The following is a 23,497-nucleotide window of genomic DNA, read 5'->3' as shown; positions in this document are numbered from 1 at the left end:
GAGCCCCCATGACCGCAGTGCACCCCGCCCCGCTGCCCGCACCGCGCCGCGTGCCGCCCGCCCTGTTCGCGGGCGTGGTGGCCGTGGGCCTCGCCGTGTCGGCGTGGGACGTGCGCGACCGCACGACCTGGTTCCTGGAAACGGTCTGGGCACTGGCCGGGCTGCCCCTGGTGGTGCTGGTCTGGCGGCGCTTCCCGCTGACCGGGCTGCTGTGCGGGCTGCTGGCCGTGCACGCGCTGGTCCTCGCGGTCGGCGGCCACTACACCTACGCGCAGGTGCCGGCCGGCGACTGGGTGCGGGACACCTTCGGTCTGTCCCGCAACCCGTACGACCGGTTCGGGCACCTGATGCAGGGCTTCGTCCCGGCCGTCCTCGTCCGCGAACTGCTCACCCGCACCTCGCCGCTGCGCGGCAGCCGCTGGCTGGCCCCGCTCACCGTGTGCGCCTGCCTCGCCTTCAGCGCCTGCTTCGAACTGCTGGAGTGGGCGGCCGCCGTGATCGGCGGGCACGGCGCGCACGCCTTCCTCGCCACCCAGGGCGATGTGTGGGACACCCAGTGGGACATGTTCTGCGCCCTGATCGGCGCAGTGCTGTCGCTGCTGCTGCTCAGCAGGGTGCACGACCGTCAGCTGGCCGCCCTGGAGGCCCGTACGGCCGGCTGACCGCCCGGAGCGCACCTACCAGCGCTGCTCCACCTGGTCCTTGATCCGGCGCTGGTACAGCTCGCGGATCGCGATGAACGCCTCCGCGGGCAGCGGCGGCAGCTTGGCTGCGGCCGCGTTGGCCCGGGCCTGCTCCGGGTTGCGGGCTCCGGGGATGACCGTGGTCACGCCGGGCTGCTCGGCGATCCAGCGCAGGGCCAGCTGGGCCGGGGTGTACCCCTCGGGGGCGAGCGCGGCGAACTCGGCGGCCGCCTCGACTCCGGTCGCGTAGTCGACGCCGGAGAAGGTCTCGCCCTGGTCGAAGGCCTCGCCTTGCCGGTTGTAGGTGCGGTGGTCGTCGGCCGCGAACACCGTGTCCTTCGTGTACTTGCCGGACAGCAGCCCGGAGGCGAGCGGCACGCGCGCGATGATGCCGACGCCCGCCTGCCGTGCCGCCGGGAGCACCTCGTACAGGGGCTTCATGCGGAACGGGTTGAGGATGATCTGCACGCTCGCCACGTTCGGCCGGGCGATCGCGGTCAGCGCCTCGGCGCAGGTCTCCACGCTCACGCCGTACGCGGCGATCCGCTCCTCGGCCACCATGGTGTCGAGGGCGTCGAACACCTCGTCCGAGGAGTAGACGGGGGTGGGCGGGCAGTGCAGCTGCACCAGGTCGAGGCGGTCGACGCCGAGGTTGCGGCGGGAGCGGTCGTTCCAGGCCCGGAAGTTGTCCAGGACGTAGTTCTCGGGGATCTGCTCGACCCGGCGGCCCATCTTGGTGGCGACGAGCACGTGCAGATCGGGCCGGCCGCCCAGGAAGGCGGCGATGGCCGACTCGCTGCGGCCGTCGCCGTACACGTCGGCCGTGTCGAAGAATGTGACCCCGGACTCGGCCGCCGCCTCGAGGACGGAGCGGGCTTCCTTGTCGTCCACGTCGCCCCAGTCGGCGCCCAGCTGCCATGTGCCGAGTCCGACGACCGATGCACGCTGACCCGACCTGCCGATTACGCGTTCGTCCATGGCGTCAGTGTGTCACCAGGTCCCGCGTCCCGCGGAACGCCTCGCTCCGGCGGGAGTCCGCATGTGTTTCACCCACATGAGTGATTGAGGACTCGACGGAACGCCGGTTCCCGTAAAGCGGCCCTTAGCTTGAGTCCGTGATCGATCGTTCAGCGACCAACTTCCCTTCCTCAAGCGGAGGTTCGGCGCCCGTGAGCCGTCGCGGCCTCCTGCGCGCCGCCGCCGCGCTGGCCGCCGTACCCGTGCTCGTGGCGGCGGATCCGGCTCTCGCCGCGGCCGAACTCCCGGGGTTTCCGGCCGAGGTGGCGCTCCACCGCTCGGCGTACCGCAACTGGGTGGGCGAGATCACCGCGGACGGGCTGTGGGCCTGCGCGCCCGGCACCCCCGAGCAGGTGCTCTCCGTCGTCAACTGGGCGTGGCGCAACGGGTGGCGGGTGCGCGCGCGGGGCAGCTCGCACGGCTGGTCGCCGCTGACGGTCACCGAGGGCACCACGGCGGACACCCGCGTCCTGCTGGTCGACACCGCACCCCGACTGACCGGCGTGGCACTGGAGGAGGCGTCGGCGGTGCGGGCCGGTACGGGCGTGACCCTCGAAGCCCTGCTCACCTTTCTGGAGGCGCACGGTCTCGGGCTCACCGCCACACCCGCGCCCGGTGACCTCACTCTCGGCGGTGCCCTGGCGGTCGACGCGCACGGCACGGCCGTGCCGGCCGACGGTGAGCGCCCGCCGGCCGGCACGACGTACGGCTCGCTGAGCAACCGGGTGCTGGAGCTGACCGCGGTGGTGTGGGACGAGGCCGCCGGGGCCTACGTCCTGCGGACGTTCCACCGCGCCGAGGCGGACTGCGCCGCGCTCCTCGCCCATCTCGGCCGGTCCTTCGTCACGGAGGTGGTCCTGCGGGTCGGGCCCGACAGCGACCTGCGCTGTGTCAGCCGTACCGACGTCCCGGCCTCCGAACTGTTCGCGGCGCCCGGCGCCCGCGGGCGCACTCTGGAGACGTTCCTGCGGCGATCGGGCCGGGTCGAGACCATCTGGTTCGCCTTCACCGAGTTCCCGTGGCTGAAGGAGTGGAGCGTCGCCCCCGTCAAACCGCTCACCTCACGCCACGTCACCTCGCCGTACAACTACCCCTTCTCCGACAGCGTGCCGCCCCCCGTGGCCGACCTGGTGGGGCGCATGTTCACGGACGCGGCCTGGTACCTGGCCCCGGTGCTCGGCAACGCGCAGCTCGACATGGCCGGCCTGGGGCTGGCGGCCACACTGTCCGCCGATCTGTGGGGGCCGTCGAAGAACACCCTGCTGTACCTGCGTCCCACCACGCTGCGGGTGACGGCGAACGGGTACGCGATCCTCACCACACGGGCCGGGGTGCAGCGGGTGGTGCACGAGTTCACCACCCACTACCGGGAGCGGCTCGAGGCGTACGCGGCGCTGGGCCGGTTCCCGGTGAACGGCTCGGTGGAGATCCGGGTGACCGGCCTCGACGACCCCGCCGACACGGGCGTCGCGGGCGCCCGCGCCCCGCTGCTGTCCGCGCTGCGGCCGAGCGGGGCCCGCCCCGAGTGGGACACCGCGGTGTGGCTGGACGTGCTGACCCTGCCGGGGACGCCGTACGCGGAGGCGTTCCTGCGCGAGTTGGAGCGGTTCCTGCTGGACACGTACGACGGCGGGTACGCCCTGGCCCGCGTGGAGTGGTCCAAGGGCTGGGCGTACACCGGGGACGCCGCCTGGAGCGACCCGGAGGTGCTGGGCTCGGCCGTGCCCGGCTCGTTCGACGCGGGCGTCTGGGAGCAGGCGGTCGGGATCCTCGACCGTCTGGACCCGCACCGGGTGTTCGGGAACGGCTTCCTCGACCGTCTGCTGCGCTGACTTCGCCCCGGAGCGGCCGACTACGCCTCGAAGCAGTGGCCCTCGTCGAGGTCTGCGAGGAGACCGGGCCTGCGCGGAGGCGCTGCTGCCCCGCCCCCAGGCCGTCGGGTGACTCAGGTGCCGGGCGTCAGCTGTTCCTGAACGAGGGGCCCGTAGCGGTCGGCGATGGCGTCTACGTCGGTCTCGCGCAGGTGCGGGCCGCGCGCGATGCCGTACATCGCCCCGAGCCCGAGGAGGCCGGCGACGGCGAGTTCGGCGCGCAGGCCCGCGTCGGGGCCGGTGAGCCGGGCGGCGAGGCGTTCGGTCACCTGGGCCCGGAAGTTGGCGCGCAGGATCTCGCCGTGGTCGCCCTGCAGCGGCGCGAAGGCGATGCGCACCAGCGGGTCGGTGCCGCGCTCGCGCTGGCTGGCGAGCACATGGCGGACCATGTGGCGGCCCAGCTGCTCCAGGGGCGCGTCGAGCAGGTCGTCCGCGTCGGTGTCGAAGGACATCACGCGGGCGAAGAGGGCGTCCTTGTTGCCGAAGTACTTCAGGATCAACGGCGGGCTGACACCGGCCCGTTCGGCGACGGCCTTCAGCGTGATGTCGGCGTGCGCGTGCCGGGCCAGCAGGTAGCGGGCGGCCTTGAGGATGACCGCCTTGGTGGCCTCGGCGTCCCGGCGCGCAGGGGTTTCGGAGACGTGCGTTCGGGGGCCGGATGGAGTACTCACGGCACTCATGCTCCCTCCATCGCCTCGTCACGCGCGCCCCGGGTGGCTCGTCCGGCCCGCCGGGTGTCGCCGGAGGGCTCGTCGCCCGGGATGGACAGGGCCGCGGCACAGGCGACCAGGGCTATGGCGCCGGCCATCGCGAAGGCCAGCAGATAGCCGTGCAGTGTGGGCACCGGAACACCGCCGACGGGACTGCTGTGGTGGACGAGGACGGCGGCGACGGCGGCGCTGGAGACGGCCTGGCCGATGGTGCGCATGAGGACGTTGACGCCGTTCGCGGAGGCGGTCTGGGCGGCCGGGACGGCCCGCAGGATCAGCGTGGGGAGCGCGGAGTAGGCAAGGGTGGTGCCGGTCGCCACCACCGTGGCACCGAGGATGATCATCCACAGGTCGCGGCTGTCGGCGATGCGGACCGCGTAGCCGCAGGCGATGACGGCGGCGCCGAGGGCGAGGGTGACGCGCGGGCCGCGCGCGGTGGAGATGCGGGCGGACAGGGGCGAGAAGAGCAGCATGGTGACGCCGCCGGGCAGCAGGCACAGGCCGGTGGCGACGATGGACAGCCCGAGGCCGTAACCGGTGGCCTTCGGCGCCTGCACCAGCTGGGCGGTCACGAGCGAGTTGGCGTAGAAGGCGAACCCGGTCAGCAGGGCCGCCACGTGGGACAGGCCCACCCGTGGCCGGGTGACCAGGCGCAGGTCGACCAGGGGCCGCTCGGCGCGCAGCTGCTGCCACCACCACAGGGCGAGGACGACGGCGGCCGCGAGGAACAGCCCGAGGATCCGGGGGCTGCCCCAGCCCCACTGGCCGCCCTGGGAGACACCCAGCAGCAGGCACACCAGCCCGGCGGCCAGGCCCAGCGTGCCCAGGACGTCGAAGCGGCCGGGCTCGCGCACCGGCGACTCCCTGACCGCCCACCAGGTGGCCGCGACGCCGAGTGCGCCCAGGGCGCTGGTCAGCCAGAACATGGTGTGCCAGTCGGCGTACTGGACGACCAGCGCGGCGAGCGGCAGGCCGAGGGCGGCGCCGATGCCGACCGTGGAACTCATCAGCGCCACCGCCGAGCCCCGGCGCTCGGGCGGGAGCTCGTCGCGCAGGATGCTGATGGAGAGCGGCACGACGGAGGCGGCGGCGCCCTGGAGGGCACGGGCCGTGATGAGCACGCCGATGTCGGCGGACAGCGCGCACATCACCGAGCCGACGGTCATCAGGCCCAGCGCGGCGGTGAGCACCCGGCGCTTGCCGTACATGTCGCCGGCCCGGCCGAGCACGGGGGTGAGAACCGCCCCGGCCAGCAGGGTCGCGGTGACCATCCAGGAGACCGCGGCCGCCGAGGCGTGGGTCAGCCGTGGCAGGTCGGGCAGGAGCGGTACGACCACGGTCTGCATGACGGCCATGAGGATGCCGCCCGACGCGAGCACCGGGATGGTGAGGCGGTCCCGCAGCCGGGGCGCCGCGGTGGACGTGCCGGGCGGCTGGGGTATCGGGGCGGGGTGGCCCATGGGCGCTCCTGGGAACGTCGGACTGAACGGTGAATAGGAATTCACCTTATCGAGTGAATGGCCATTCACCCAAGATTTCACCCCACACCGCGGCCGCCCGTCAGCTGAGCGGGGTGCGCCGGCCCCGGTGCGCCGTCGCCCTGGCGTGCAGGGCGCGGGCCGCCCTGGGGCCCAGCCAGCGCTTGAACCTGCGCAGGACTTCCAGCCGCCCTGCCGCCTTGTCGATGCCGTAGTAGAGCTGCGGCGGGACGTACGGCAGCAGCGGGGAGTGGCGCTGGCCGAGCAGGGCGAACATGCGGTGCGGGGGCAGGTGGATGTAGCGGGGCAGGTTCTCGTACCACCGGGCGCTGCAGCGGGCGGCGCTCCGCGCGCAGAGCAGTTCGGACCTGCGCTGCCGTTCGTAGGCGGCGAGCGCCTCGGGGAGGGTCGTGTGCTCGCCCAGGGCGGCGGCGAGGCACAGGGCGTCCTCCAGGGCGAGGGTGGTGCCCGCGCCGATGGAGTAGCGGGTGGTGTGGGCGGCGTCGCCGAGCAGGACGAGGTTGCCGCGGTGCCAGGTGCGGTTGGTGAGGGTGCGGAAGGTCGGCCAGGGGGCGCCACGGCCGGCGATGAGGGGGTGGCCGTCGAGGATGTGGCAGAAGAGCTTCTCCAGCAGCGCGAGCCCCTCGCCCCCGTCCGCCCGGTCCAGGCCGAGGCCGGTGAGGGTCTGCGGGGCGCACTCCATGACGCAGGTGCTGTGTTCGCCTCTGTAGCCGTAGCCGTAGCACCAGATCCAGCCGTGCCCGGTCTCCACGAAGGCGAAGGTGAAGGCGTCGAAGACCTTGGTGGTACCGAGCCAGAGGTAGTGGTTGCGGCCCTCCGCGAGCTGCGTGCCGAAGTGGTCGGCGTGGCGGGTGCGCAGTGCGCTGTGGACGCCGTCGGCCGCCACGACCAGGTCCGCCCCGGGCAGGTCGGGAGCCGTGACCTCGCTCGTGGACGGTGATGTCGTGGGCGGGGTTCTGCCGCTTGAGCAGGATGGCGAGGTACAGGCCCGCGGGCCCGCCTCCGACACGGACGACCTTCACGCACACACCCCTGACGATCACCACTCGTGACTGAACGGCACCGCAGGGTAGCGGGATTGAAGGGTACGGCCGGACTTCCGGATCGCGTCAGTCTGGCGCGGTGACCCGCGCCACTCGGACGGATCGCGAACGAGAAAGATCACCGGATTCCGGGACGTCCCGGCAAGGAATTCCCCGTTCCGCAGCAGAGGAGCCCATCCCCGCAGCAAGATCATCTTTGTTCAATCTTCCACGACATGTGACCAATTGTCCGGATCGCAGCCAACCGGTTCCGGGTGATTTCTTCCCCTCCCGGGCGGCCAGGTAGGCATGCGGAGTCACCACTCGAACTCCCCCACAGGAGGACACGCATGCCCGAAATCACCCGGCGCCGCGCGCTCACCGCGGCGGCCGCCCTGGCCGCAACGGCCTCGGCCGCCGCGCTCGTCGCACCCGGCGCCTCGGCCGCCGAACACCCGCACGGCGCACCGGATTCCTTCGACGAGGTCTACAAGGGCCGCCGGATACAGGGCCGTCCGATGAGCATGGGCGGTCACCACCACGAACACGGCGGCGGCTACTCCGTGTTCGTCGACGGGGTGGAGCTGCACGTGATGCGGAACGCGGACGGCAGCTGGATCAGCGTCGTCAGCCACTACGACCCGGTGCCCACGCCGCGCGCCGCCGCCCGTGCCGCGGTGGACGAGCTGCAGGGCGCCCCGCTGCTGCCGTTCCCCGCCAACTGACCGCCCCCGCCAGGACAACCGGAGCACCACGCACATGACCGTTCGCAAGAACCAGGCCACTCTGACCGCCGACGAGAAGCGCCGTTTCGTCAACGCCGTCCTCGAACTGAAGCGCAGCGGGCGCTACGACGAGTTCGTCCGCACGCACAACGGCTTCATAATGGCCGACACCGACAGCGGTGAACGGACCGGCCACCGCTCCCCGTCCTTCCTGCCCTGGCACCGCAGATTCCTGCTCGACTTCGAGCAGGCCCTGCAGGCGGTCGACTCCTCGGTCGCCCTGCCGTACTGGGACTGGAGCACCGACCGCACCGTACGCGCCTCGCTGTGGGCGCCGGACTTCCTCGGCGGCACCGGGCGCAGCAGCGACGGCCGGGTGATGGACGGCCCGTTCGCCGGGTCCACCGGCAACTGGCCGATGAGCATCCGCGTGGACGGCCGTACGTTCCTGCGCCGGTCGCTCGGCACGGCCGTGCGTGAGCTGCCGACGGGCGCGGAGGTGGAGTCCGTGCTGGCCATGTCGACGTACGACGCGGCGCCGTACAACAGCTCCTCCGACGGCTTCCGCAACAACCTCGAGGGCTGGCGCGGGGTCAATCTGCACAACCGGGTCCACGTGTGGGTCGGCGGGCAGATGGCCACCGGGGTCTCCCCCAACGACCCGGTGTTCTGGCTGCACCATGCCTACGTCGACAAGCTGTGGGCCGAGTGGCAGCGCCGGCACCCGGACTCCGCCTACGTGCCGACCGGCGGGACGCCCGACGTCGTCGACCTGAACGACACGATGAAGCCGTGGAACAACGTGCGCCCGTCGGACCTGCTGGACCACACGAAGTTCTACACGTTCGACAGCTGATCAGGCCTCGGCGGTACGGCACTCCGGGTGACCCCAGCCCTGCGCGTTCTTGGCGATGGACTCGCCGGCCGCGTAGCTGCGGCCGCACAGGCAGCGGCCGGGGAACTTCGCCTTGATGGTGCGCGAGGACGCTCCGCCGTCGGTCCGGCGGGGCGCCTTGCGGCGCGGGGCGGCTGCCTTGGGGGTGTCGGGCGACGGGGGCGGCTCCGGGGAGCCGAGGGCACTGCCGGCCTCCTCCTGGACCGAGGCGGCCTGGCTGGCGGCCCGGTCGGCGAAGTCGTTCAGCGGGTCGCCGTCGACCTGGTGGGCGGGCACGTAGCGGAACTCGACCGAGCGGCCGTCGAGCAGCTCGTCGATGCGGACCACCAGCTCCTGGTTGGCGACCGGCTTTCCGGCGGCCGTCTTCCAGCCGTTGCGCTTCCAGCCGGGCAGCCAGGTGGTGACCGCCTTCATCGCGTACTGAGAGTCCATGCGGATCTCCAGCGGCACGTCCGGTTCGACGGCCGTCAGCAGGCGCTCCAGCGCGGTCAGTTCGGCGACGTTGTTGGTGGCCCGGCCGAGCGGGCCCGCCTCCCAGCGGGCCGGGGTCCGCTCGTCGTCCGAGACCACCCATGCCCATCCGGCCGGTCCGGGGTTTCCCTTCGAAGCCCCGTCGCACGCGGCCACCACACGTTCACGCATGCGGTCGATCATGCCATGGCCGCGCCGGCCGCCGCTCGTACCTGGTCAGGACCTGGTCAGATCTCCTGGAAGCTGGGCCTGTCACCCTCGGTCGTCGTGGTGTCGATCACGGAGAAGTTCGCGCCCTGCGGGTCGCTGAGCGCCGCGAACCGGCCGAAGGGGCTGCTCATGGGCCCGAAGCGCAGAATGCCGCCCAGCTTCGTGGCCCGGGCCACGGCCGCGTCGCAGTCGTCGACGCCGAAGTACACGTTGATGTACGACGGGATCTCGGGCGGGAACTCGTCGGTCATCCGCATCCGGCCCAGGACCGTGTCGTCGCCGAGGTTGAAGACACGGAAGTCGACCCCGTCGTCCTCGAGCTGCTTCGCCGCGTACGGGAAGACGGCCGTGAGGAAGGTGTCCGTTTTGTCGGGGTCACGGGTGAAGACCTCGGCCCAGGTGTAGGCGCCCGGCACCGCCGTCGCCTCGAAGCCCTCGTGAACACCCGCCTGCCACACGCCGAACACGGCACCGCTGGGCTCGAGAGCCAGACACATCGTGCCGAAGTCACCGACCTGCATCGGCTCCATCAGCACTTCACCGCCGCTCTCCCGGATCCTGGCCGCGGTGGCCGCGGCGTCCGGCGACGCGAAGTACAGGCACCACTGCGACTGCCCCTCCTGGCCGGGCATCGGCGGTACGACCGCGGCCACCGCCCTGCCGTTCGCATAGGCCTGTGTGTAGTTGCCGTACTCCGACGACGCATCGCCGAAGGTCCAGCCGAGGACCTCGCCGTAGAACTTCTTGGCGCCCTCGACGTCGGTGAACATCGCGTCGGCCCAGCAGGGCGTTCCCTCAGGTTGCACGGCCATGGTCGCGGCCCTCTCCGGTGAGGCGGATTGTCCGTATTCTCACGCTAGTCATCCCTGGGTCGGCCCGCGCGCCGAACGGGTGAACCTGCCCGACACTGGACGGGGGAGCCCGGAGAGACGGCGGGCTTCGGCGAGACGGAGCGCGGAATGTCGGAGTTGACGGCGACGACAGGGACGACGCGGGCGTGGTCGCTGACCCGGCCCGCGCCGGTGGAGGAGGATCCCCTCCGGTTCGTCGAGCGACCGGTGCCCGTGCCCGGGGACGACGAGCTGCTGGTCCACGTCCGCGCCTGCGGAGTGTGCCGCACCGATCTGCACGTCACCGAGGGGGACCTGCCGGTGCACCGGCAGGGGGTGACCCCCGGACACGAGGTGGTGGGCGAGGTCGCCGGGTTCGGGACGGGAGTCGAGGGTTTCACCGTGGGCGACCGGGTGGGCGTGGCCTGGCTGCGGCACACCGACGGCGCGTGCGCGTACTGCCTGCGGGGCGCCGAGAACCTGTGCCCGCGGTCCCGGTACACCGGCTGGGACGCCGACGGCGGCTACGCCGAGTACACGACCGTACCGGCGGACTTCGCCTACCGGCTCCCGGGCGCGGTCGACGACGTGCCACTGGCGCCACTGCTGTGCGCCGGGATCATCGGCTACCGCGCGCTGCGACGCGCCTCGCTGCCGCCGCGCGGCCGGCTCGGGCTGTACGGGTTCGGGGGCAGCGCGCATCTGTGCGCGCAGGTGGCCATCGCCGAGGGCGCCACGGTGCACGTCCTCACGCGCGGCGCGGCCGCCCGGCAGCTGGCCCTCGAACTGGGCGCCGCCTCGGCACGCGACGCGTACGACCCGCCGCCGGAGCCCCTCGACAGCGCGATCCTGTTCGCGCCGGTCGGCGACCTGGTCCCGGTCGCGCTGCGGGCACTGGACCGCGGCGGTGTGCTGTCCGTGGCGGGCATCCACCTGAGCGACGTACCGCCGCTGCACTACGAGACCGACCTCTTCTACGAGAAGGAACTGCGCAGCGTCACCTCCAACACACGCGCGGACGGGCGCGAGTTCCTGGAGAAGGCCGCGCTGCACGAAGTCCGCGCGACGACGCACACGTATCCCCTGTCGCGGGCGCCACAGGCCCTGAAAGACCTCAAGGCCGGACGCTTCGACGGGGCAGCCGTGCTGGTGAACGATCTTTCCTGAGCGCAAACGTGAGGATTCACCGCGTGCGGAGGCAGAGTTCACGCGCGTGATCACGAACACCGACTCGCAACGCTCTCGACGGCGGGTGTGCACCACTGTTGATCAAAGGCGCCCCCTTCGCGCTGTACCCGAAGATCACGCGTCCTGTTTGGCTGGTCGGAGCGCACCGGCACCCCGCGCACCACCGACCCATCCCCATCACCCCCGTTCGCCTCTCCGCAGGAGGGAATGTGTCCACTCCGGACATCGCCACAGGTTCCGCAGTCGACGAACCCGATCCCGGGCCCCCGACCGACGGGCGGCTCACCAGCCTGAGCACGCGGGCGGCCCGCAACCTCGCCACCACGACCAAGTCCGAACCGCAGATGCAGGCCATCACCTCGCGATGGCTGCTGAAGACCCTGCCGTGGGTGGACGTCAAGGGCGGCACGTACCGGGTCAACCGCCGTCTGCAGCTGCGTACCGGACGCGGGCGCGTGCACTTCGAGCAGAACGGCGCCGACGACATCCGGGTCATTCCCGAGACACTGACCGAACTGCCCATCCTGCGCGGGTACTCGGACCTGGACGTGCTGCGGGAGATGGCCACCCGCTTCCAGCCCCGGGAGGTGCGCCCGGGCCAGGTGCTGTTCGAGGCCGGACAGCCGGTCACGGAGGCGTACCTGGTGGTGCACGGCCGGTTCACCCGGTTCGCGGCCGGCAAGTACGGCCAGGAGGAGATCGTCGGGGTCGTCACGGACGGCGACCAGATGGGCGACGAGGCGGTCGGCCAGTCCGACCCGTTGTGGCTCACCTCGGTGCGGGCGGAGACGGCCGGTGTGGTGCTGGCGCTGTCCTGGGACGTCGTCCAGGAGTTCACCGAGCGGGTGCCGTCCCTCGCCGCCCATCTCCGCGCGTACGTCGAGCAGCAGCGCAGGCCGATGAACCGCAAGGGTGAGGCGGAAGTGCCGGTACAGGCCGGCCACGTCGGCGAGCAGACACTGACCGGCGGCTTCGTGGACTACGAACTCGCCCCTCGTGAATACGAGTTGTCACTCACCCAGACCGTGCTGCGGGTGCACACCAGGGTCGCCGACCTCTACAACAGCCCGATGGACCAGACCCAGCAGCAGCTGCGCCTCACGGTCGAGGAGATCCGTGAGCGCCAGGAGTGGGAGCTGGTCAACAACCGCGAGTTCGGGCTGCTGCACAACATCGACTACGGCCAGCGGATGAGCTCCTTCACCGGGCCGCCGACGCCCGACGACATGGACGAGCTGCTCTCCATGCGCCGCAAGACCAAGGTGTTCCTGGCGCATCCGAAGGCGATCGCGGCCTTCTTCCGGCAGTGCAACCGGCGCGGTCTGATGCCCGCCTCCGCGAACATCGACGGGCACGAGATCCCGGCCTGGCGCGGTGTCCCGATCTATCCGTGCAGCAAGATCCCGATCAGCGACGACCACACCACCAGCATCATCGCGCTGCGCACCGGCGAGGCCGACCAGGGCGTCATCGGCCTCTACCAGACCGGTATCCCGGAGGAGTTCCAGCCGGGCCTGAACGTCCGCTTCATGGGTATCGACACCGCCGCGATCATCAAATACCTCGTCACCGCCTACTACTCGCTGGCCGTCCTGGTCCCCGATGCCGCCGGGATCCTGGAGAACGTCCAGCTCGGCCGGACCGCCGGCTGACGGCCTGGAGCACGCCATGAGCACACCCACCCACTCCTACGCGCTCCCCGGGCCGCCGAACATCGCCCAGAGCCTGCGCCGGCCGCGGCGCACCGGCGTGATCCCCGGACTGCGCTACCAGCCGGCCGTTCCCGCCGACCCGGAGAAGGCCGCCGAGATCGACCGCCGGCTCGAAGCCTGGGCCCGCGACCTGGATCTGTTTCCCGAGGCCTGGACCGGAGACTTCTCGGACTTCCAGTTCGGCCGGGCCGTCGTGCTCCAGCATCCCGGCGCTCTCGACCTGGACCGCCTCACCGCCGCGGGCAAGCTGCTGCTCGCCGAGAACATCGTCGACTCCTGCTACTGCGAGGAGGACGAGGGCCGGGGCGGATCACGGCGCGGCCTCGGCGGCCCGCTGATCATCGCCCAGTCGGCGCTCGACCCCTTCCACGGCATCCCGGAGCTGGAGGAGGAGTGGCGCGAGGGCATCCGGGCCGACGGTCCGCTGCGCTCGTACCACTTCGCCCTCGCGGACTACGCGGCCATCGCCACGCCCAGCCAGACCGGCCGGTTCGTGCACGACATGGCCCGGCTGCACATGGGCTACCTGGGCGAGGCCGCCTGGATGGAGACCAAGTACGTGCCGCGGGTCTGGGAGTACCTGGTGATGCGGCAGTTCAACAACTTCCGCCCCTGTCTGTCGCTCGTCGACGCGGTGGACGGCTACGAACTGCCCGAACAGGTCTACGCCCGGCCGGAGATCCAGCGGATCACCGCCCTCGCGTGCAACGCGACCACCATCATGAACGACCTGTACTCCTTCACCAAGGAGCTGGCGAGCGATCCGGACCATCTCAATCTGCCCCAGGTGGTCGCCGCCAACGACCGGCGCGGACTGAAGGCGGCCTATCTGAAGTCCGTCGAGATCCACAACCGGATCATGGAGACCTTCGAGGAGGAGTCCGCCCTCCTGTCCGCCACCTCGCCCCTCGTCGAGCGCTACGCCCAGGGGCTGTCCGCCTGGGTCGCCGGCAACCACGAGTGGCACTCGACCAACACCAGCCGCTACCACCTTCCCGACTACTGGTGATCACACCAGTTCTCCGAAACACCGTCAGACGCACTTCGAGGAGCCACTGTTGACCACCGCCCCTGTCGCCCGGAAGACCCCCACGTCAGCTCCGGTGCCGACCCAGTCCACGTACCAGACCCGTGTCGCGGACTACTGGAACGCCGAGGAGAACCCGGTCAACCTCGAACTCGGAAAGATCGACGACCTGTACCACCACCACTACGGCATCGGGGACGCCGACTGGTCGGTACTCGACGAGCCCGACCCGGACCTGCGCAGGACGCGGGTCACCGGTGAACTGCACCGTCTGGAGCACGCCCAGGCCGAACTGCTGGCCGGCCACCTCGGCCCGCTCACCCCCGCCGACCGTGTCTTCGACGCCGGCTGCGGCCGGGGCGGCGGCAGCGTCGTGGCGAACCTGCGCCACGGCTGCCACTCCGACGGTGTCACGATCTCCGCCAAGCAGGCCGACTTCGCCAACGAGATGGCCCGCAAGCGGGGCATCGACGGCAAGGTGCGCTACCACCACCGCAACATGCTCGACACCGGCTTCGAGTCGGGCGCGTACGCCGCGTCGTGGAACAACGAGTCGACCATGTACGTCGAGCTGGACCTGCTGTTCGCCGAGCACGCCCGGCTGCTGCGCCGCGGCGGACGGTACGTGGTGATCACCGGCTGCTACAACGACACCTACGGGCAGGCCTCGCGCGAGGTGTCCCTGATCAACGCGCACTACATCTGCGACATCCACCCGAGGTCGGAGTACTTCCGCGCGATGGCCCGCAACCGGCTGGTGCCGGTGCACGTCGAGGACCTGACGCAGGCCACCATCCCGTACTGGGAACTGCGCAAGGAGGCTGACCACCTGGTCACCGGCATCGAGGACACCTTCCTGTCCGCGTACCGCAACGGCAGCTTCCAGTACCTGCTGATCGTGGCCGACCGGGTCTGATACCGGCAGGCCGACGGGCGGGGGCGGTGTCCGACGACGCCGCCCCTCTCGGTATTTCGCTCGACAGGGCACGCGCCGGGCCGTTGGATGGGGCCCCATGTGTGCGGTGAAGATGCACGAGGACGAGGTCGAGATCGACGCGGCGCTGGTCGGGCGGATGATCGCACGGCAGTTCCCGGCCTGGGCGTCGCTGCCCGTCCGGCGCCTGAAGTCCTCCGGCACCGAGAACGCGATGTTCCGGCTGGGGACGGAACTGGTGGTGCGGCTGCCCCGGCGTCCCGGCGCCGTGCCCGACGTGGTGCACGAGCAGCGCTGGCTGCCGCTCCTCGGGGCACGCGTTCCGGTGGCCACGCCCGAGCCGGTCGGGCTCGGCGAACCGGGCGAGGGCTTTCCGTGGCCCTGGTCGGTGTACCGCTGGCTGGAAGGGCGCAACCCGGTCGCGGGTGCCGTCGAGGCGCCGGAGCGGTTGGCCGAGGAACTGGGGGCGTTCGTGGCAGCGCTGCGCCGGACCGGCCTCGGGGACGGACCGTCCGCCGGCCGGGGCGTCCCGCTCGCGAACCGCGACGAGCCGACCCGTGCGGCCCTGGCGCAGCTCACCGGCAGGATCGACACGGCCCCGGTGACAGCTCTGTGGGAGCGTGCGCTGAGCGCCCCGGCGCACGCCGGGCCACCGGCCTGGATGCACGGCGATCTGTCCCCGGGGAACGTGCTGGTGGCCGACGGGCGGCTGAGTGCGGTGATCGACTTCGGCTGCGCCGGGACCGGCGATCCCGCCGTGGACCTGATCGTGGCCTGGAACCTGCTGCCCGCGACCGCCCGAGACACCTTCCGCAAGACCGTGGGCGCCGACGACGCCGAGTGGGCGCGCGGGCGGGGCTGGGCGCTGTCGATCTCGCTGATCCAGCTGCCGTACTACTGGCACACCAACCCGGCGCTCGCGGAGAACTCCCGGCATGTGATCGCCGAGATCCTCGCCGAGGCCGGCTAGGTCCTGTCGTCAAATTCCCGTCGTCGCCCGAAGGGCGGCCTCGCGGCGTCTGGTGCGTGCTCTCGGCGTGCCGGGCGGAAGTCCTCGTACTGGACGTACTTGGGCTTTCGCCCGGTGCGGCGAGAGTGCGTGCCAGGCGTCGTGGGGCAGACGGGAATTTGACGACAGGGCCTAGGGCCGGTCGTCACATTCGCGGGGCGGACGGGAACGTGACGACGGGCCCTGCGGCCCGGCCCGTCGCGGGACGGCCTACTCGCCCGAGTACGCCCTGTCCAGCTCGGCGATGTCGAGCTTGCCCATGCTCAGCATGGCGCGGCTGGTGCGGGTCGCCTTCTCCGGGTCCGGGTCGCCGATCATGTCGATCAGGCGGTCGGGGACGACCTGCCAGGAGACGCCGTAGCGGTCCTTGAGCCAGCCGCAGGGGCCGCCCTCGCCGCCGTTCTCGGTGAGCCGGTTCCAGTAGTGGTCGATCTCCTCCTGGTCGGCGCAGAAGATCTGGAACGAGATCGCCTCGTTGAACTTGAACTGGGGGCCGCCGTTGAGCGCGACGAACTTCTGCCCGTTGGCCGTGAACTCCACGGCCACCACGGAACCGGCCGGTCCGGGCCCGGCCTCGGTGAAGCGGCCGACGCGGCCGACACTGGAGTTCTTGAAGATCGACACGTAGTAGTCGGCGGCCTCCTCGGCCTGGCCGTCGAACCAGAGACACGTGGTGAATCCGTCGGTGGTCATGCGCACCTCCTGGGGCGTGGAACACGGTCATGTGTATCGACCGGCCCGCACCCCGAAACTCATCGGCCGGCCAACGACCGGCTTCCCGGGGACGCGGCCCGCCGGGCACTAGCATCCGGGCCATGACGTCTGCGTCCGCCGAGACCATCCGGCCGTTTCGACTGTCGGTCCCGCAGAGCGAGCTGGACGACCTGTACGACCGCCTCGACCGCACCCGCTGGCCGGCCGAGTTGCCGGGGGCGGGCTGGGAGTACGGCGTTCCCGACGGTTACCTGCGGGATCTGGCCCGGTACTGGCGGCACGAGTACGACTGGCGGGCCGCCGAGGCACGGCTGAACGAGTGGCCGCAGTTCACCACCACGGTGGACGGGGCGCACGTCCACTTCGCCCATGTGCGCTCCCCCGAGCCGGACGCGACCCCGCTCATCCTGACCCACGGCTGGCCGGGGTCGATCGTCGAGTTCCTGGACGTCGTCGGCCCGCTCACCGACCCGGTGGCACACGGCGGCGAGGCCGCCGACGCGTTCCATGTCGTGGTGCCGGGGCTCCCGGGCTTCGGTCTCTCCGGGCCCACCACCCAGCCCGGCTGGGAGCCGGCCCGGGTCGCCGACGCCTGGGCGGAGCTGATGCGGCGGCTCGGCTACGAGCGCTTCGGCGCGCACGGGGGTGACTGGGGCGCGGTGATCTCCCGGGAGCTGGGCCGCGCCCGTCCCGACCGGGTGATCGGCGTCCACCTCACCCTGCTGCCGGGCGCCCAGGCCGCCGCCGAGCCCGACGCGGTGGAACTGAGCGGGCTCGGCGCGCGGGAACGGGAGAACACCCTCGCCTCGTGGCGAAGGTGGGCGCAGTGGTCGCGCGAGGGCACGGGCTACGCCGTCCTGCAGTCCACCCGGCCGCACACCCTCGGGTACGCGCTGACGGACTCGCCGGTCGGTCAACTCGCCTGGATCGTCGAGAAGTTCCGGGAGTGGACCGATTCCGAGGAGGTGCCGGAGGAGGCCGTCGACCGGGACCGGCTGCTGACGAACGTCATACTGTACTGGCTGACCGGCACGGCCGGTTCGTCCGCGCGCATCTACTACGAGCGGGCCCACGCGCACGGCCATACCACGCGGCCCGCCGAGCCGTCCACGGTGCCGACGGCTCTCGCCCTGTTCCCGGCCGAGCTCCAGATCCCGCTGCGCCACAGGGCGGACCGGACCGAGAACATCGTGCGCTGGACGGAGTTCGACCGGGGCGGGCACTTCGCGGCCCTGGAGGAACCGGACCTGCTGGCGGCCGACCTCCGGGCCTTCTTCCGGCAGCTCCGCGAGAAGGGCAACGGCTGAGCGGACCGGGGCCGGCGCCTCAGGCCGCCAGGCACAACCCGTTGTACGGCTGGTACGAGCGCTGCGGCACCGCGGCCGTACGGCGGCCCGCGGCGGTGTGCCGGGTCAGCTCGCCCTGCGTCAGCGACAGCAGATCGCCGAGGCCGAGGCCGAGTGCGCGGGCGGCCGCCGCGAGGACCTCGGAGGAGGCCTCCTTGCGGCCGCGCTCGATCTCGGAGAGATAGGGCAGGGAGATCTGGGCCTCGTCGGCCACGTCCCGGAGCGTGCGCTCCTGCGCCAGCCGCTCACGGCGCAGCACCTCACCGACCAGATCACGCCACAGGGGCTCCCTGGGCGCGGGCTCCGGAGCGTCCGTCCGGACCGGTTCGGGGCGGTTCGACTCCGGGCGGTCGGGCTCCGGGCGGAGCGGGATCACACGGGCTTCGTTGCTCACCTGGTTACTCACACCCTCACCCTAGGACGCGAGTTCCACCCGCGCGCACACGCGCTTGCCCACCGGCACGCGCTCCACGGTCACCTGCGCGGCCAGGGCGTGCACGATCTCCATACCGTGCCGGCCGACGCGCTCGGGGTCCTTCGGGAACCGTCGGGGCAGCGCCGAGCTGCTGTCGTACACCACCACCGTGACGGCGGTGTCCGTACCCTCCAGCTCCAGGATGTACGGGCCGCTGCTGTGCCGGTCCGCGTTGGTGACCAGCTCGCTCACGACGAGGAGCAGCTCGCCGTCGGCCCGGCTGTCGATGGCGGCGCACCACTCGGTCCTCAGCTGCTGCAGGAACTGGGCCGCGAAAGCCCGTGCGTCGCCGATGCATCCGGGTTCGCCGGTGTAGTGCGCCGCGCGTCGCAGCGGCTCCACGGGTACGTCGAAACCAGTTGGTATCACTGCCCCGCCCAGGTATGCGGTCATGCGTGTCTCTCTTGGAAGCCCGATCCGGCCGTTCAGTGTTGCACCAGTCTTCGTACCCCGAGCCGGGGCCGCCAGTCCCCTGGAGTGTTCGCCGACCGCGCACAGCGAGCTTTGTCACAGTCGCCGGGGCCGGACTGTGGGACCGCTCACGTCGCCGGGGCGTTCTCGGCCGGGGAGTTCTGGGCGGGCGGGTTCTCGGCCGGAGAGTTCTCGGCCGGAGAGTTCTCGGCGGGCGAGTTCTGGGCCGACGGCTGCTCCTGAGCACTGGACTTCGCCGCCGACGGCTGGGTCTTCGAGGACTCACCCTGGCTGGACGGGGGCTCCGACACGGATGACTTCGAGGACGGCGCTCCCGAAGTGGAGCTCTCCGTCTTCGGGGACTCCGAAGACGGGGACTCGGAGGTCGGTGACTCCGAAGACGGAGACTTCGACGACGGGGACTCGGAGGTCGGTGACTCCGACGACGGAGACTTCGACGACGGGGACTCGGAGGTCGGTGACTCGGAGGTCGGTGACTCCGACGACGGCGACTCGGACGACGGCGACGTCGGTGACGACGACGGCGACGGCGACTCGGAGCTGGGCGAAGCCGATGTCGAGGACGACGAAGAAGGGGACGAAGGTGACGAGGGTGACGAGGGTGAGGGGGACAAGGAGGACAGGAAGAACGAGGACGAGTTCGAGGGGCTGGTCGAAGTCGGCATCGGCGTCGGCGGGACGCTCCAGGGGTGGGTGTCGCGGGGCGGCTTGGTGTGCTGGTCGTGGCGGCCGGTGTCATCGCCGCGCTGGCGGTGGAACCAGTCGCCGTGGTGGGAGTCGTAGATCACGAAGACGTTGACGACCACGATGGTGGGCCGCACCACGATGACGTTCGCGGGGTGGTACGACGCCCAGTGGTCGCCCGTCTGCCGTGTCGTGGTGCGCTGGGCGACCGGCGGGGCCAGCGGGTTGCCGCAGGCGCAGCGCGCCCGGGGCACACCGTGTCCGTCGACCAGAACGGCGGTGCCCGACTGGAGGACGGCCTGGTAGGGGCTGGCGGAGCCGTTGCGGTAGCCGTGGTTGGTGACGCGGGTGTCGGCACGCAGCGTCACGGGGGTGAGCGAGCGCAGGTAGCTGGGGACGGCGGAGGGCTGGACGCCGACCGCCTCCGCGTACGCGCGGTTCTTGGCCGGATCGGCCTGCAGGGCCCTGATCTGCTTCCCGACGTCACAGCTGGGGCGGCTCTGGACACCGCTGTAGAGGCCCGGCGCACCGCCGTCGACCACGCGCACCTGGTTGACGTGTGCGGGTGCGGAGGTGGTCGCCCGGGAGGTGTTGGCCGGGGCGGAGGCCTTCGGCGGGGAGGTCTTCGGCGGGGCGGAGGTGTTGGCCGGGGCGGAGGCCTTCGGCGGGGTGGAGGTGTTGGCCGGGGCGGAGGCCTTCGGCGGGGCGGAACTCTCCGTCACGGTCGACTCCGTGAAGGGGTCCGGGCCGGTCTTGCTCGCGGCCTGCAGGAAGACCTCGCCGCTCTGCGCGGTGCCTCCGCCGCCGGGGCGGGTGAGGACCAACGCCACCACGACCGCGGCTACCACGACGCCGGTGAGGGCGGCCACCCGCGGGGCGGACCTCCACCACGGCCGGTGCGGTCCACCGGCCCCTGCCCCGGAGCCTTGGCCGGGTGGTGGTTCAGGCGGTCCGGAGGGGGGCTGGGAGGGTCCCGAGAGCGGGCCGGAAGGCGGTCCCGTCGGGCGGCCGGATGACGGAGGTTCGACGCTCACGAGCACTTCTTCCCGTCACGCTTCCCGTCGCGAAGCGTGTCTTATATCAGAGAAAGTCCCGTTTGCTGTGCTTTTGCAACACAATTCCCCCTATTGTGTGCTCCTGCCCCATGTGACTCGCAAGCCGACGCGGACGGGCCACCCGGCGGGCGGGGCGCCCGCACGCTGCCTAGCGTGGCAAGGGTGAGCCCTGAGACCGTCCCCGCACGGCCCGTCGCCCGCCACGGCTGGGTACAGGCCGCGGCCACGGTGCTGACCGGGCTGGCCGTCATGGTCGTACTCGCCACGCTGGGCCTGTGGGCGGCCGGAGCCGCTGATCTGCCGGACGGCGCCTTCCCCCGGGTGGTGACGGCGACCGTGGTCGCGGCGGTCGGCGGCACGCTCGAACTCTCCGGCAACGCGGGCGAGCTGGCGCAGGCCCGGGCAGGCCTCACCGTGATCCCGCTGTCCGTGACCCTCGCCGGTGCGCTGGTGATCGGCGCGGGCTTTCTGCGGCCGCTGCGGCACCGGGCGGTCGCCTCGGCCCGGGAACTGGCGGGCTGGGCCGCCCGTATCGCGGTGCTGTGGCTGCTCGCGCTGCTCGGCCTCTCGTTCGCCGCCCGGAAGACCTTCGCCGTGGACGTGGGCAAGGGCACCCTCAGCGATCTCACCGACCTGTTCGACTCGACTCCGAAGGTCGGGTTCACCACGAACGTGCCGCTGACCGTGCTGTTCGGGCTGCTGTGGCTGGCCGGGGTGCTGGTGCTGACCATGCTGGTCGCGCCCGGCGCACCGCTGCCGGGGCGCCTGCTGCGCTGCCAGGAGTCGGTGCGCCCCACCGCGCACGCCATGGTCGTCCTCCTGCTGGTCTACGTCGGCCTGGGTCTCGTCGCCGCGCTGGCGTCGGCGGTGACGCGCGGGCACGTCGCCGAGACGTTCGCGGTGATCCTGCTCGGCCTGCCCAACCTGGCCTGGCTCGCTCTCTCCCTCGGTCAGGGCGCCACCTGGCACGGCCGGGTCGAGGGCCCGTTCGGCCTGTCGATGCCGCATGTCCTGGACCGGATCCTGCGCACGCCCGATGTCGCCACGCTGAATCTGCGCACGCTCACCGAGTACGACCACGGGATGTGGTGGCTGCTGATCACGGAGGTGGTGGCGCTCTCGGGGGTCGCCTTCCTGATGGCGGCGCGGTCCCCGGCCCGGGTCCGGGCCTGGCAGCACGCCCTGCGGCTGGCCGTCGCCCTGGCCCTGACAGTGCTGATGATCTGTCTGCTGTGCCGGGTCTCGGCGCACTACGGCCTGTCCCTGCTCGGCATCGGCGAGCTTGGCGGCGGTCTGTCCGGGGAACTGTTCCTCGAACCCCAGCTGTGGCAGGCGGTGGGACTCGGTGTGCTGTGGGGGCTGGCCGCCGGCTTCCTGGGCGCGCTGCTGGCCCGGCCGGTGCACCGGAGGGGCAAGGTCGAGACGAAGCCCCTCTAGCGGAAGAAGGGCCGAGCCCACTCCGGAGGCTGCGGGGGTTCGGCCGGTTTCCGCAGGTCCGTCTCGGTGTCCGGTTCGCCGTCTCCGTCACCCTCACCGTCGTCATGGCCGACGCCGCCGGTCGGGGCCGTGCGCAGGGCGGCGACGAAGTCGAGGCAGGTGTCGTACCGGGCGTCCGGGCTCTTGGCGAGGGCCCTGGCGAACACGGCGTCGACGCCCGGGACGAGGTCGGGGCGGGAGTCGCTCGGCGGGGGCGGCTCGTCGTACTGGTGGGCCCAGAGCAGCGCCATGTCGTCCTCGCGCACGAAGGGCGGGTGTCCGGCCAGGGTCTCGTAGACGACACAGGCGAGGCCGTAGACGTCGCAGCGCCCGTCGACGGGCCGCCCGGAGATCTGCTCGGGAGCCACGTAGTCGAGGGTGCCGACGAACTGGCCGACGCTGGTGAACCCGGTCAGGGACAGCGACTTCTTGGTCAGTCCGAAGTCGGTGAGGTAGACGTGCTCCGGGTGCTCGCTGTCGGTGCCCCGGGCCACCAGGATGTTGCCGGGTTTCACGTCCCGGTGGACCAGGCCGTGTTCGTGGGCGGCGTCGAGCGCGGAGGCCACCTGCCCGGCGATGCGTACGGCGGCCTCGAACGGCAGCGGTCCGCGTTCGTCGAGGAGATGGCGCAGATCGCTGCCGGGGACGTACCGCATGGCGATGTAGAGCACGCCGTCCGTCTCGCCGGCCTCGAAGACGGGCACGATGTGCGGATGGTCGATCGCGGCGGCCACCCGGGACTCGTGGGTGAAGCGCTGCCGGAAGGTGTCGTTGCGGGCGAGTTCCGGGGCGAGCAGCTTGAGCGCGACCGTCCGGTCCAGGCGCAGGTCGCGGGCCCGGTAGACGACGGCCATGCCGCCGCGGCCGATCTCGCTCTGCACCAGGTAGCCGGCCACCTGGCACCCGATGAGCTGCGAGGGCCGGCGGGAGGACAGGCTGGTCTGGCGGGCCATCAGGGCTCACCCTTGGGGGCCACGAAGCGGGTGGCGGCGTGCCCGGTGTCCTCGTCCGACGGCGTCCGGTCGGTGGCGTAGGTGTGCAGCCGCCGTCCGTCGCCGTACAGCCAGCGTTCCTCCTCGGGGTCGTACACCCACATGGACTCGCCGTCCAGCACGACACCGACGCGCAGTCCGCGGGTGCGGTCCCCGAAGGACTGCCCGTCCAGGCCCCCGGCCGCGAGTTCCTCCACCGCGGACCGGTAGTCGGCCAGGGCCTGCTCGGCACGGGCCAGCAGCGGGCGCGGATCGGAGGTGCCGGCGGGCGGGCCGTCGCCGGCGGGCGGGTCCTGGGGTACGGCGATCAGGTGCCGGCCGTCGACCCAGGCGGCCCAGCCGTTGGCGCAGCGGATGTGTCCCCAGTCGCCGACCCGTTCCTGCAGCACCACGGGCAGCAGCGGGTCGAGGGACGCGGTGGGCCGGGAGGGGTCCGGGGCCTCCCAGGCGGGCATGCCGTTCGGCGGCACGACGTGGGTCGGCCGGAATCCGGGTGGCTGCTGTTTCGTCATGGCGCCCG

Annotated in this window: 21 protein-coding genes and 2 pseudogenes; 11 read left to right on the top strand and 12 right to left on the bottom strand. The window is 71.8% G+C overall.

Annotation, left to right across the window (positions count from 1 at the left end):
• Positions 1 to 8 precede the first annotated feature (8 nt).
• Positions 9 to 662 carry a DUF2238 domain-containing protein gene (locus FB157_RS19820; protein ID WP_186581577.1) on the top strand — a complete coding sequence of 218 codons (654 nt, stop codon included), beginning with the start codon at positions 9 to 11 and terminating at the stop codon, positions 660 to 662.
• A 15-nt stretch (positions 663 to 677) separates the two neighbouring features.
• Here FB157_RS19820 and FB157_RS19815 read toward each other — a convergent pair whose 3' ends face one another.
• Complete coding sequence (locus FB157_RS19815; RefSeq protein ID WP_145881553.1) at positions 678 to 1,661, bottom strand: aldo/keto reductase; 984 nt, start codon at positions 1,659 to 1,661, stop codon at positions 678 to 680.
• A 191-nt stretch (positions 1,662 to 1,852) separates the two neighbouring features.
• On the opposite strand from FB157_RS19815, the gene FB157_RS19810 reads away from it, so the two are divergent.
• Positions 1,853 to 3,532 (top strand): cholesterol oxidase substrate-binding domain-containing protein, encoded by a 1,680-nt coding sequence (locus FB157_RS19810; protein WP_261386379.1) that lies wholly within the window; start codon positions 1,853 to 1,855, stop codon positions 3,530 to 3,532.
• A 113-nt stretch (positions 3,533 to 3,645) separates the two neighbouring features.
• Here FB157_RS19810 and FB157_RS19805 read toward each other — a convergent pair whose 3' ends face one another.
• The 3 genes and pseudogenes from FB157_RS19805 to FB157_RS19795 form a co-directional block, all read right to left on the bottom strand.
• Positions 3,646 to 4,251, bottom strand: coding sequence for a TetR family transcriptional regulator (locus FB157_RS19805; protein ID WP_145881551.1), 606 nt, complete (start codon positions 4,249 to 4,251; stop codon positions 3,646 to 3,648).
• Positions 4,248 to 5,741 (bottom strand): MFS transporter, encoded by a 1,494-nt coding sequence (locus FB157_RS19800; RefSeq protein ID WP_145881548.1) that lies wholly within the window; start codon positions 5,739 to 5,741, stop codon positions 4,248 to 4,250. Before FB157_RS19800 ends, FB157_RS19805 begins: the two co-directional genes overlap by 4 nt.
• Before the next feature lie 100 nt (positions 5,742 to 5,841).
• Positions 5,842 to 6,802, bottom strand: a pseudogene (locus FB157_RS19795) (FAD-dependent monooxygenase).
• 350 nt (positions 6,803 to 7,152) lie between these two features.
• On the opposite strand from FB157_RS19795, the gene FB157_RS19790 reads away from it, so the two are divergent.
• On the top strand, positions 7,153 to 7,527 hold the full coding sequence (locus tag FB157_RS19790) for an apotyrosinase chaperone MelC1 (RefSeq protein ID WP_145881547.1): 375 nt from the start codon (positions 7,153 to 7,155) through the stop codon (positions 7,525 to 7,527).
• Between the two features lie 34 nt (positions 7,528 to 7,561).
• Positions 7,562 to 8,383 (top strand): tyrosinase MelC2, encoded by an 822-nt coding sequence (locus tag FB157_RS19785; protein WP_145881545.1) that lies wholly within the window; start codon positions 7,562 to 7,564, stop codon positions 8,381 to 8,383.
• Here FB157_RS19785 and FB157_RS19780 read toward each other — a convergent pair whose 3' ends face one another.
• The gene (locus FB157_RS19780; RefSeq protein ID WP_145881543.1) at positions 8,384 to 9,076 is read right to left on the bottom strand and encodes a ribonuclease H; all 693 of its coding nucleotides are present in this window, start codon (positions 9,074 to 9,076) and stop codon (positions 8,384 to 8,386) included.
• 44 nt (positions 9,077 to 9,120) lie between these two features.
• Positions 9,121 to 9,915, bottom strand: coding sequence for a VOC family protein (locus tag FB157_RS19775; RefSeq protein WP_145881541.1), 795 nt, complete (start codon positions 9,913 to 9,915; stop codon positions 9,121 to 9,123).
• Between the two features lie 147 nt (positions 9,916 to 10,062).
• On the opposite strand from FB157_RS19775, the gene FB157_RS19770 reads away from it, so the two are divergent.
• The 5 genes from FB157_RS19770 to FB157_RS19750 all read left to right on the top strand — a co-directional run bounded on the left by FB157_RS19770 (position 10,063) and on the right by FB157_RS19750 (position 15,764).
• Positions 10,063 to 11,100, top strand: coding sequence for a zinc-binding alcohol dehydrogenase family protein (locus tag FB157_RS19770; protein ID WP_145881540.1), 1,038 nt, complete (start codon positions 10,063 to 10,065; stop codon positions 11,098 to 11,100).
• 230 nt (positions 11,101 to 11,330) lie between these two features.
• Positions 11,331 to 12,773: a family 2B encapsulin nanocompartment shell protein gene (locus FB157_RS19765; protein WP_145881537.1), complete on the top strand. Its 1,443-nt coding sequence runs from the start codon at positions 11,331 to 11,333 to the stop codon at positions 12,771 to 12,773.
• Between the two features lie 16 nt (positions 12,774 to 12,789).
• Entirely contained in the window at positions 12,790 to 13,842 is a 1,053-nt protein-coding gene (locus FB157_RS19760; RefSeq protein ID WP_145881535.1) for a family 2 encapsulin nanocompartment cargo protein terpene cyclase, read from the top strand.
• 49 nt (positions 13,843 to 13,891) lie between these two features.
• Entirely contained in the window at positions 13,892 to 14,776 is an 885-nt protein-coding gene (locus FB157_RS19755) for a geranyl diphosphate 2-C-methyltransferase (RefSeq protein WP_145881533.1), read from the top strand.
• Positions 14,777 to 14,873: 97 nt separating this feature from the next.
• On the top strand, positions 14,874 to 15,764 hold the full coding sequence (locus tag FB157_RS19750) for an aminoglycoside phosphotransferase family protein (protein WP_145881531.1): 891 nt from the start codon (positions 14,874 to 14,876) through the stop codon (positions 15,762 to 15,764).
• A 249-nt stretch (positions 15,765 to 16,013) separates the two neighbouring features.
• Here the strand turns inward: FB157_RS19750 and FB157_RS19740 are convergent, their stop codons facing one another.
• Positions 16,014 to 16,496, bottom strand: a complete 483-nt coding sequence (locus FB157_RS19740) for a VOC family protein (RefSeq protein ID WP_145881530.1) — start codon at positions 16,494 to 16,496, stop codon at positions 16,014 to 16,016.
• 122 nt (positions 16,497 to 16,618) lie between these two features.
• Here FB157_RS19740 and FB157_RS19735 point away from each other — a divergent pair, with 122 nt between their 5' ends.
• A complete protein-coding gene (locus FB157_RS19735; RefSeq protein WP_145881527.1) occupies positions 16,619 to 17,824 on the top strand; it encodes an epoxide hydrolase family protein in 1,206 nt (401 codons plus the stop codon).
• Positions 17,825 to 17,843: 19 nt separating this feature from the next.
• Here FB157_RS19735 and FB157_RS19730 read toward each other — a convergent pair whose 3' ends face one another.
• The 3 genes and pseudogenes from FB157_RS19730 to FB157_RS19720 form a co-directional block, all read right to left on the bottom strand.
• A complete protein-coding gene (locus FB157_RS19730; protein ID WP_145881525.1) occupies positions 17,844 to 18,269 on the bottom strand; it encodes a helix-turn-helix domain-containing protein in 426 nt (141 codons plus the stop codon).
• Positions 18,270 to 18,278: 9 nt separating this feature from the next.
• Entirely contained in the window at positions 18,279 to 18,731 is a 453-nt protein-coding gene (locus tag FB157_RS19725) for an ATP-binding protein (RefSeq protein ID WP_145881523.1), read from the bottom strand.
• 539 nt (positions 18,732 to 19,270) lie between these two features.
• Positions 19,271 to 20,488, bottom strand: a pseudogene (locus FB157_RS19720) (DUF6777 domain-containing protein); the annotation flags it as partial.
• A gap of 183 nt (positions 20,489 to 20,671) precedes the next feature.
• Between FB157_RS19720 and FB157_RS19715 the strand changes: the two are divergent.
• Complete coding sequence (locus FB157_RS19715; protein WP_145881520.1) at positions 20,672 to 21,946, top strand: streptophobe family protein; 1,275 nt, start codon at positions 20,672 to 20,674, stop codon at positions 21,944 to 21,946.
• Here FB157_RS19715 and FB157_RS19710 read toward each other — a convergent pair.
• Positions 21,943 to 22,938 carry a serine/threonine-protein kinase gene (locus FB157_RS19710; protein ID WP_145881518.1) on the bottom strand — a complete coding sequence of 332 codons (996 nt, stop codon included), beginning with the start codon at positions 22,936 to 22,938 and terminating at the stop codon, positions 21,943 to 21,945. The two genes, FB157_RS19715 and FB157_RS19710, sit on opposite strands and share 4 nt — an antisense overlap.
• Positions 22,938 to 23,489 carry a hypothetical protein gene (locus FB157_RS19705; RefSeq protein ID WP_145881516.1) on the bottom strand — a complete coding sequence of 184 codons (552 nt, stop codon included), beginning with the start codon at positions 23,487 to 23,489 and terminating at the stop codon, positions 22,938 to 22,940. Before FB157_RS19705 ends, FB157_RS19710 begins: the two co-directional genes overlap by 1 nt.
• Between the last annotated feature and the right edge of the window lie 8 nt (positions 23,490 to 23,497).

Origin of the sequence: Streptomyces sp. BK340 (genome assembly GCF_007827595.1) — a bacterium.
Classification (GTDB): Bacteria; Actinomycetota; Actinomycetes; order Streptomycetales; family Streptomycetaceae; genus Streptomyces.
The sequence above is the reverse complement of the archived record's forward strand: the minus strand, read 5'-3'. Positions and strand labels throughout refer to the sequence as shown.

Coding starts and splice junctions, on each gene's coding strand:
- FB157_RS19750 (WP_145881531.1), top strand. CDS start 14,874: ATGTGTGCGGTGAAGATGCACGAGGACGAGGTCGAGATCGACGCGGCG.
- FB157_RS19725 (WP_145881523.1), bottom strand. CDS start 18,731: ATGACCGCATACCTGGGCGGGGCAGTGATACCAACTGGTTTCGACGTA.
- FB157_RS19820 (WP_186581577.1), top strand. CDS start 9: ATGACCGCAGTGCACCCCGCCCCGCTGCCCGCACCGCGCCGCGTGCCG.
- FB157_RS19800 (WP_145881548.1), bottom strand. CDS start 5,741: ATGGGCCACCCCGCCCCGATACCCCAGCCGCCCGGCACGTCCACCGCG.
- FB157_RS19735 (WP_145881527.1), top strand. CDS start 16,619: ATGACGTCTGCGTCCGCCGAGACCATCCGGCCGTTTCGACTGTCGGTC.
- FB157_RS19740 (WP_145881530.1), bottom strand. CDS start 16,496: ATGACCACCGACGGATTCACCACGTGTCTCTGGTTCGACGGCCAGGCC.
- FB157_RS19785 (WP_145881545.1), top strand. CDS start 7,562: ATGACCGTTCGCAAGAACCAGGCCACTCTGACCGCCGACGAGAAGCGC.
- FB157_RS19760 (WP_145881535.1), top strand. CDS start 12,790: ATGAGCACACCCACCCACTCCTACGCGCTCCCCGGGCCGCCGAACATC.
- FB157_RS19770 (WP_145881540.1), top strand. CDS start 10,063: ATGTCGGAGTTGACGGCGACGACAGGGACGACGCGGGCGTGGTCGCTG.
- FB157_RS19780 (WP_145881543.1), bottom strand. CDS start 9,076: ATGATCGACCGCATGCGTGAACGTGTGGTGGCCGCGTGCGACGGGGCT.
- FB157_RS19815 (WP_145881553.1), bottom strand. CDS start 1,661: ATGGACGAACGCGTAATCGGCAGGTCGGGTCAGCGTGCATCGGTCGTC.
- FB157_RS19805 (WP_145881551.1), bottom strand. CDS start 4,251: ATGAGTGCCGTGAGTACTCCATCCGGCCCCCGAACGCACGTCTCCGAA.
- FB157_RS19710 (WP_145881518.1), bottom strand. CDS start 22,938: ATGGCCCGCCAGACCAGCCTGTCCTCCCGCCGGCCCTCGCAGCTCATC.
- FB157_RS19790 (WP_145881547.1), top strand. CDS start 7,153: ATGCCCGAAATCACCCGGCGCCGCGCGCTCACCGCGGCGGCCGCCCTG.
- FB157_RS19705 (WP_145881516.1), bottom strand. CDS start 23,489: ATGACGAAACAGCAGCCACCCGGATTCCGGCCGACCCACGTCGTGCCG.
- FB157_RS19775 (WP_145881541.1), bottom strand. CDS start 9,915: ATGGCCGTGCAACCTGAGGGAACGCCCTGCTGGGCCGACGCGATGTTC.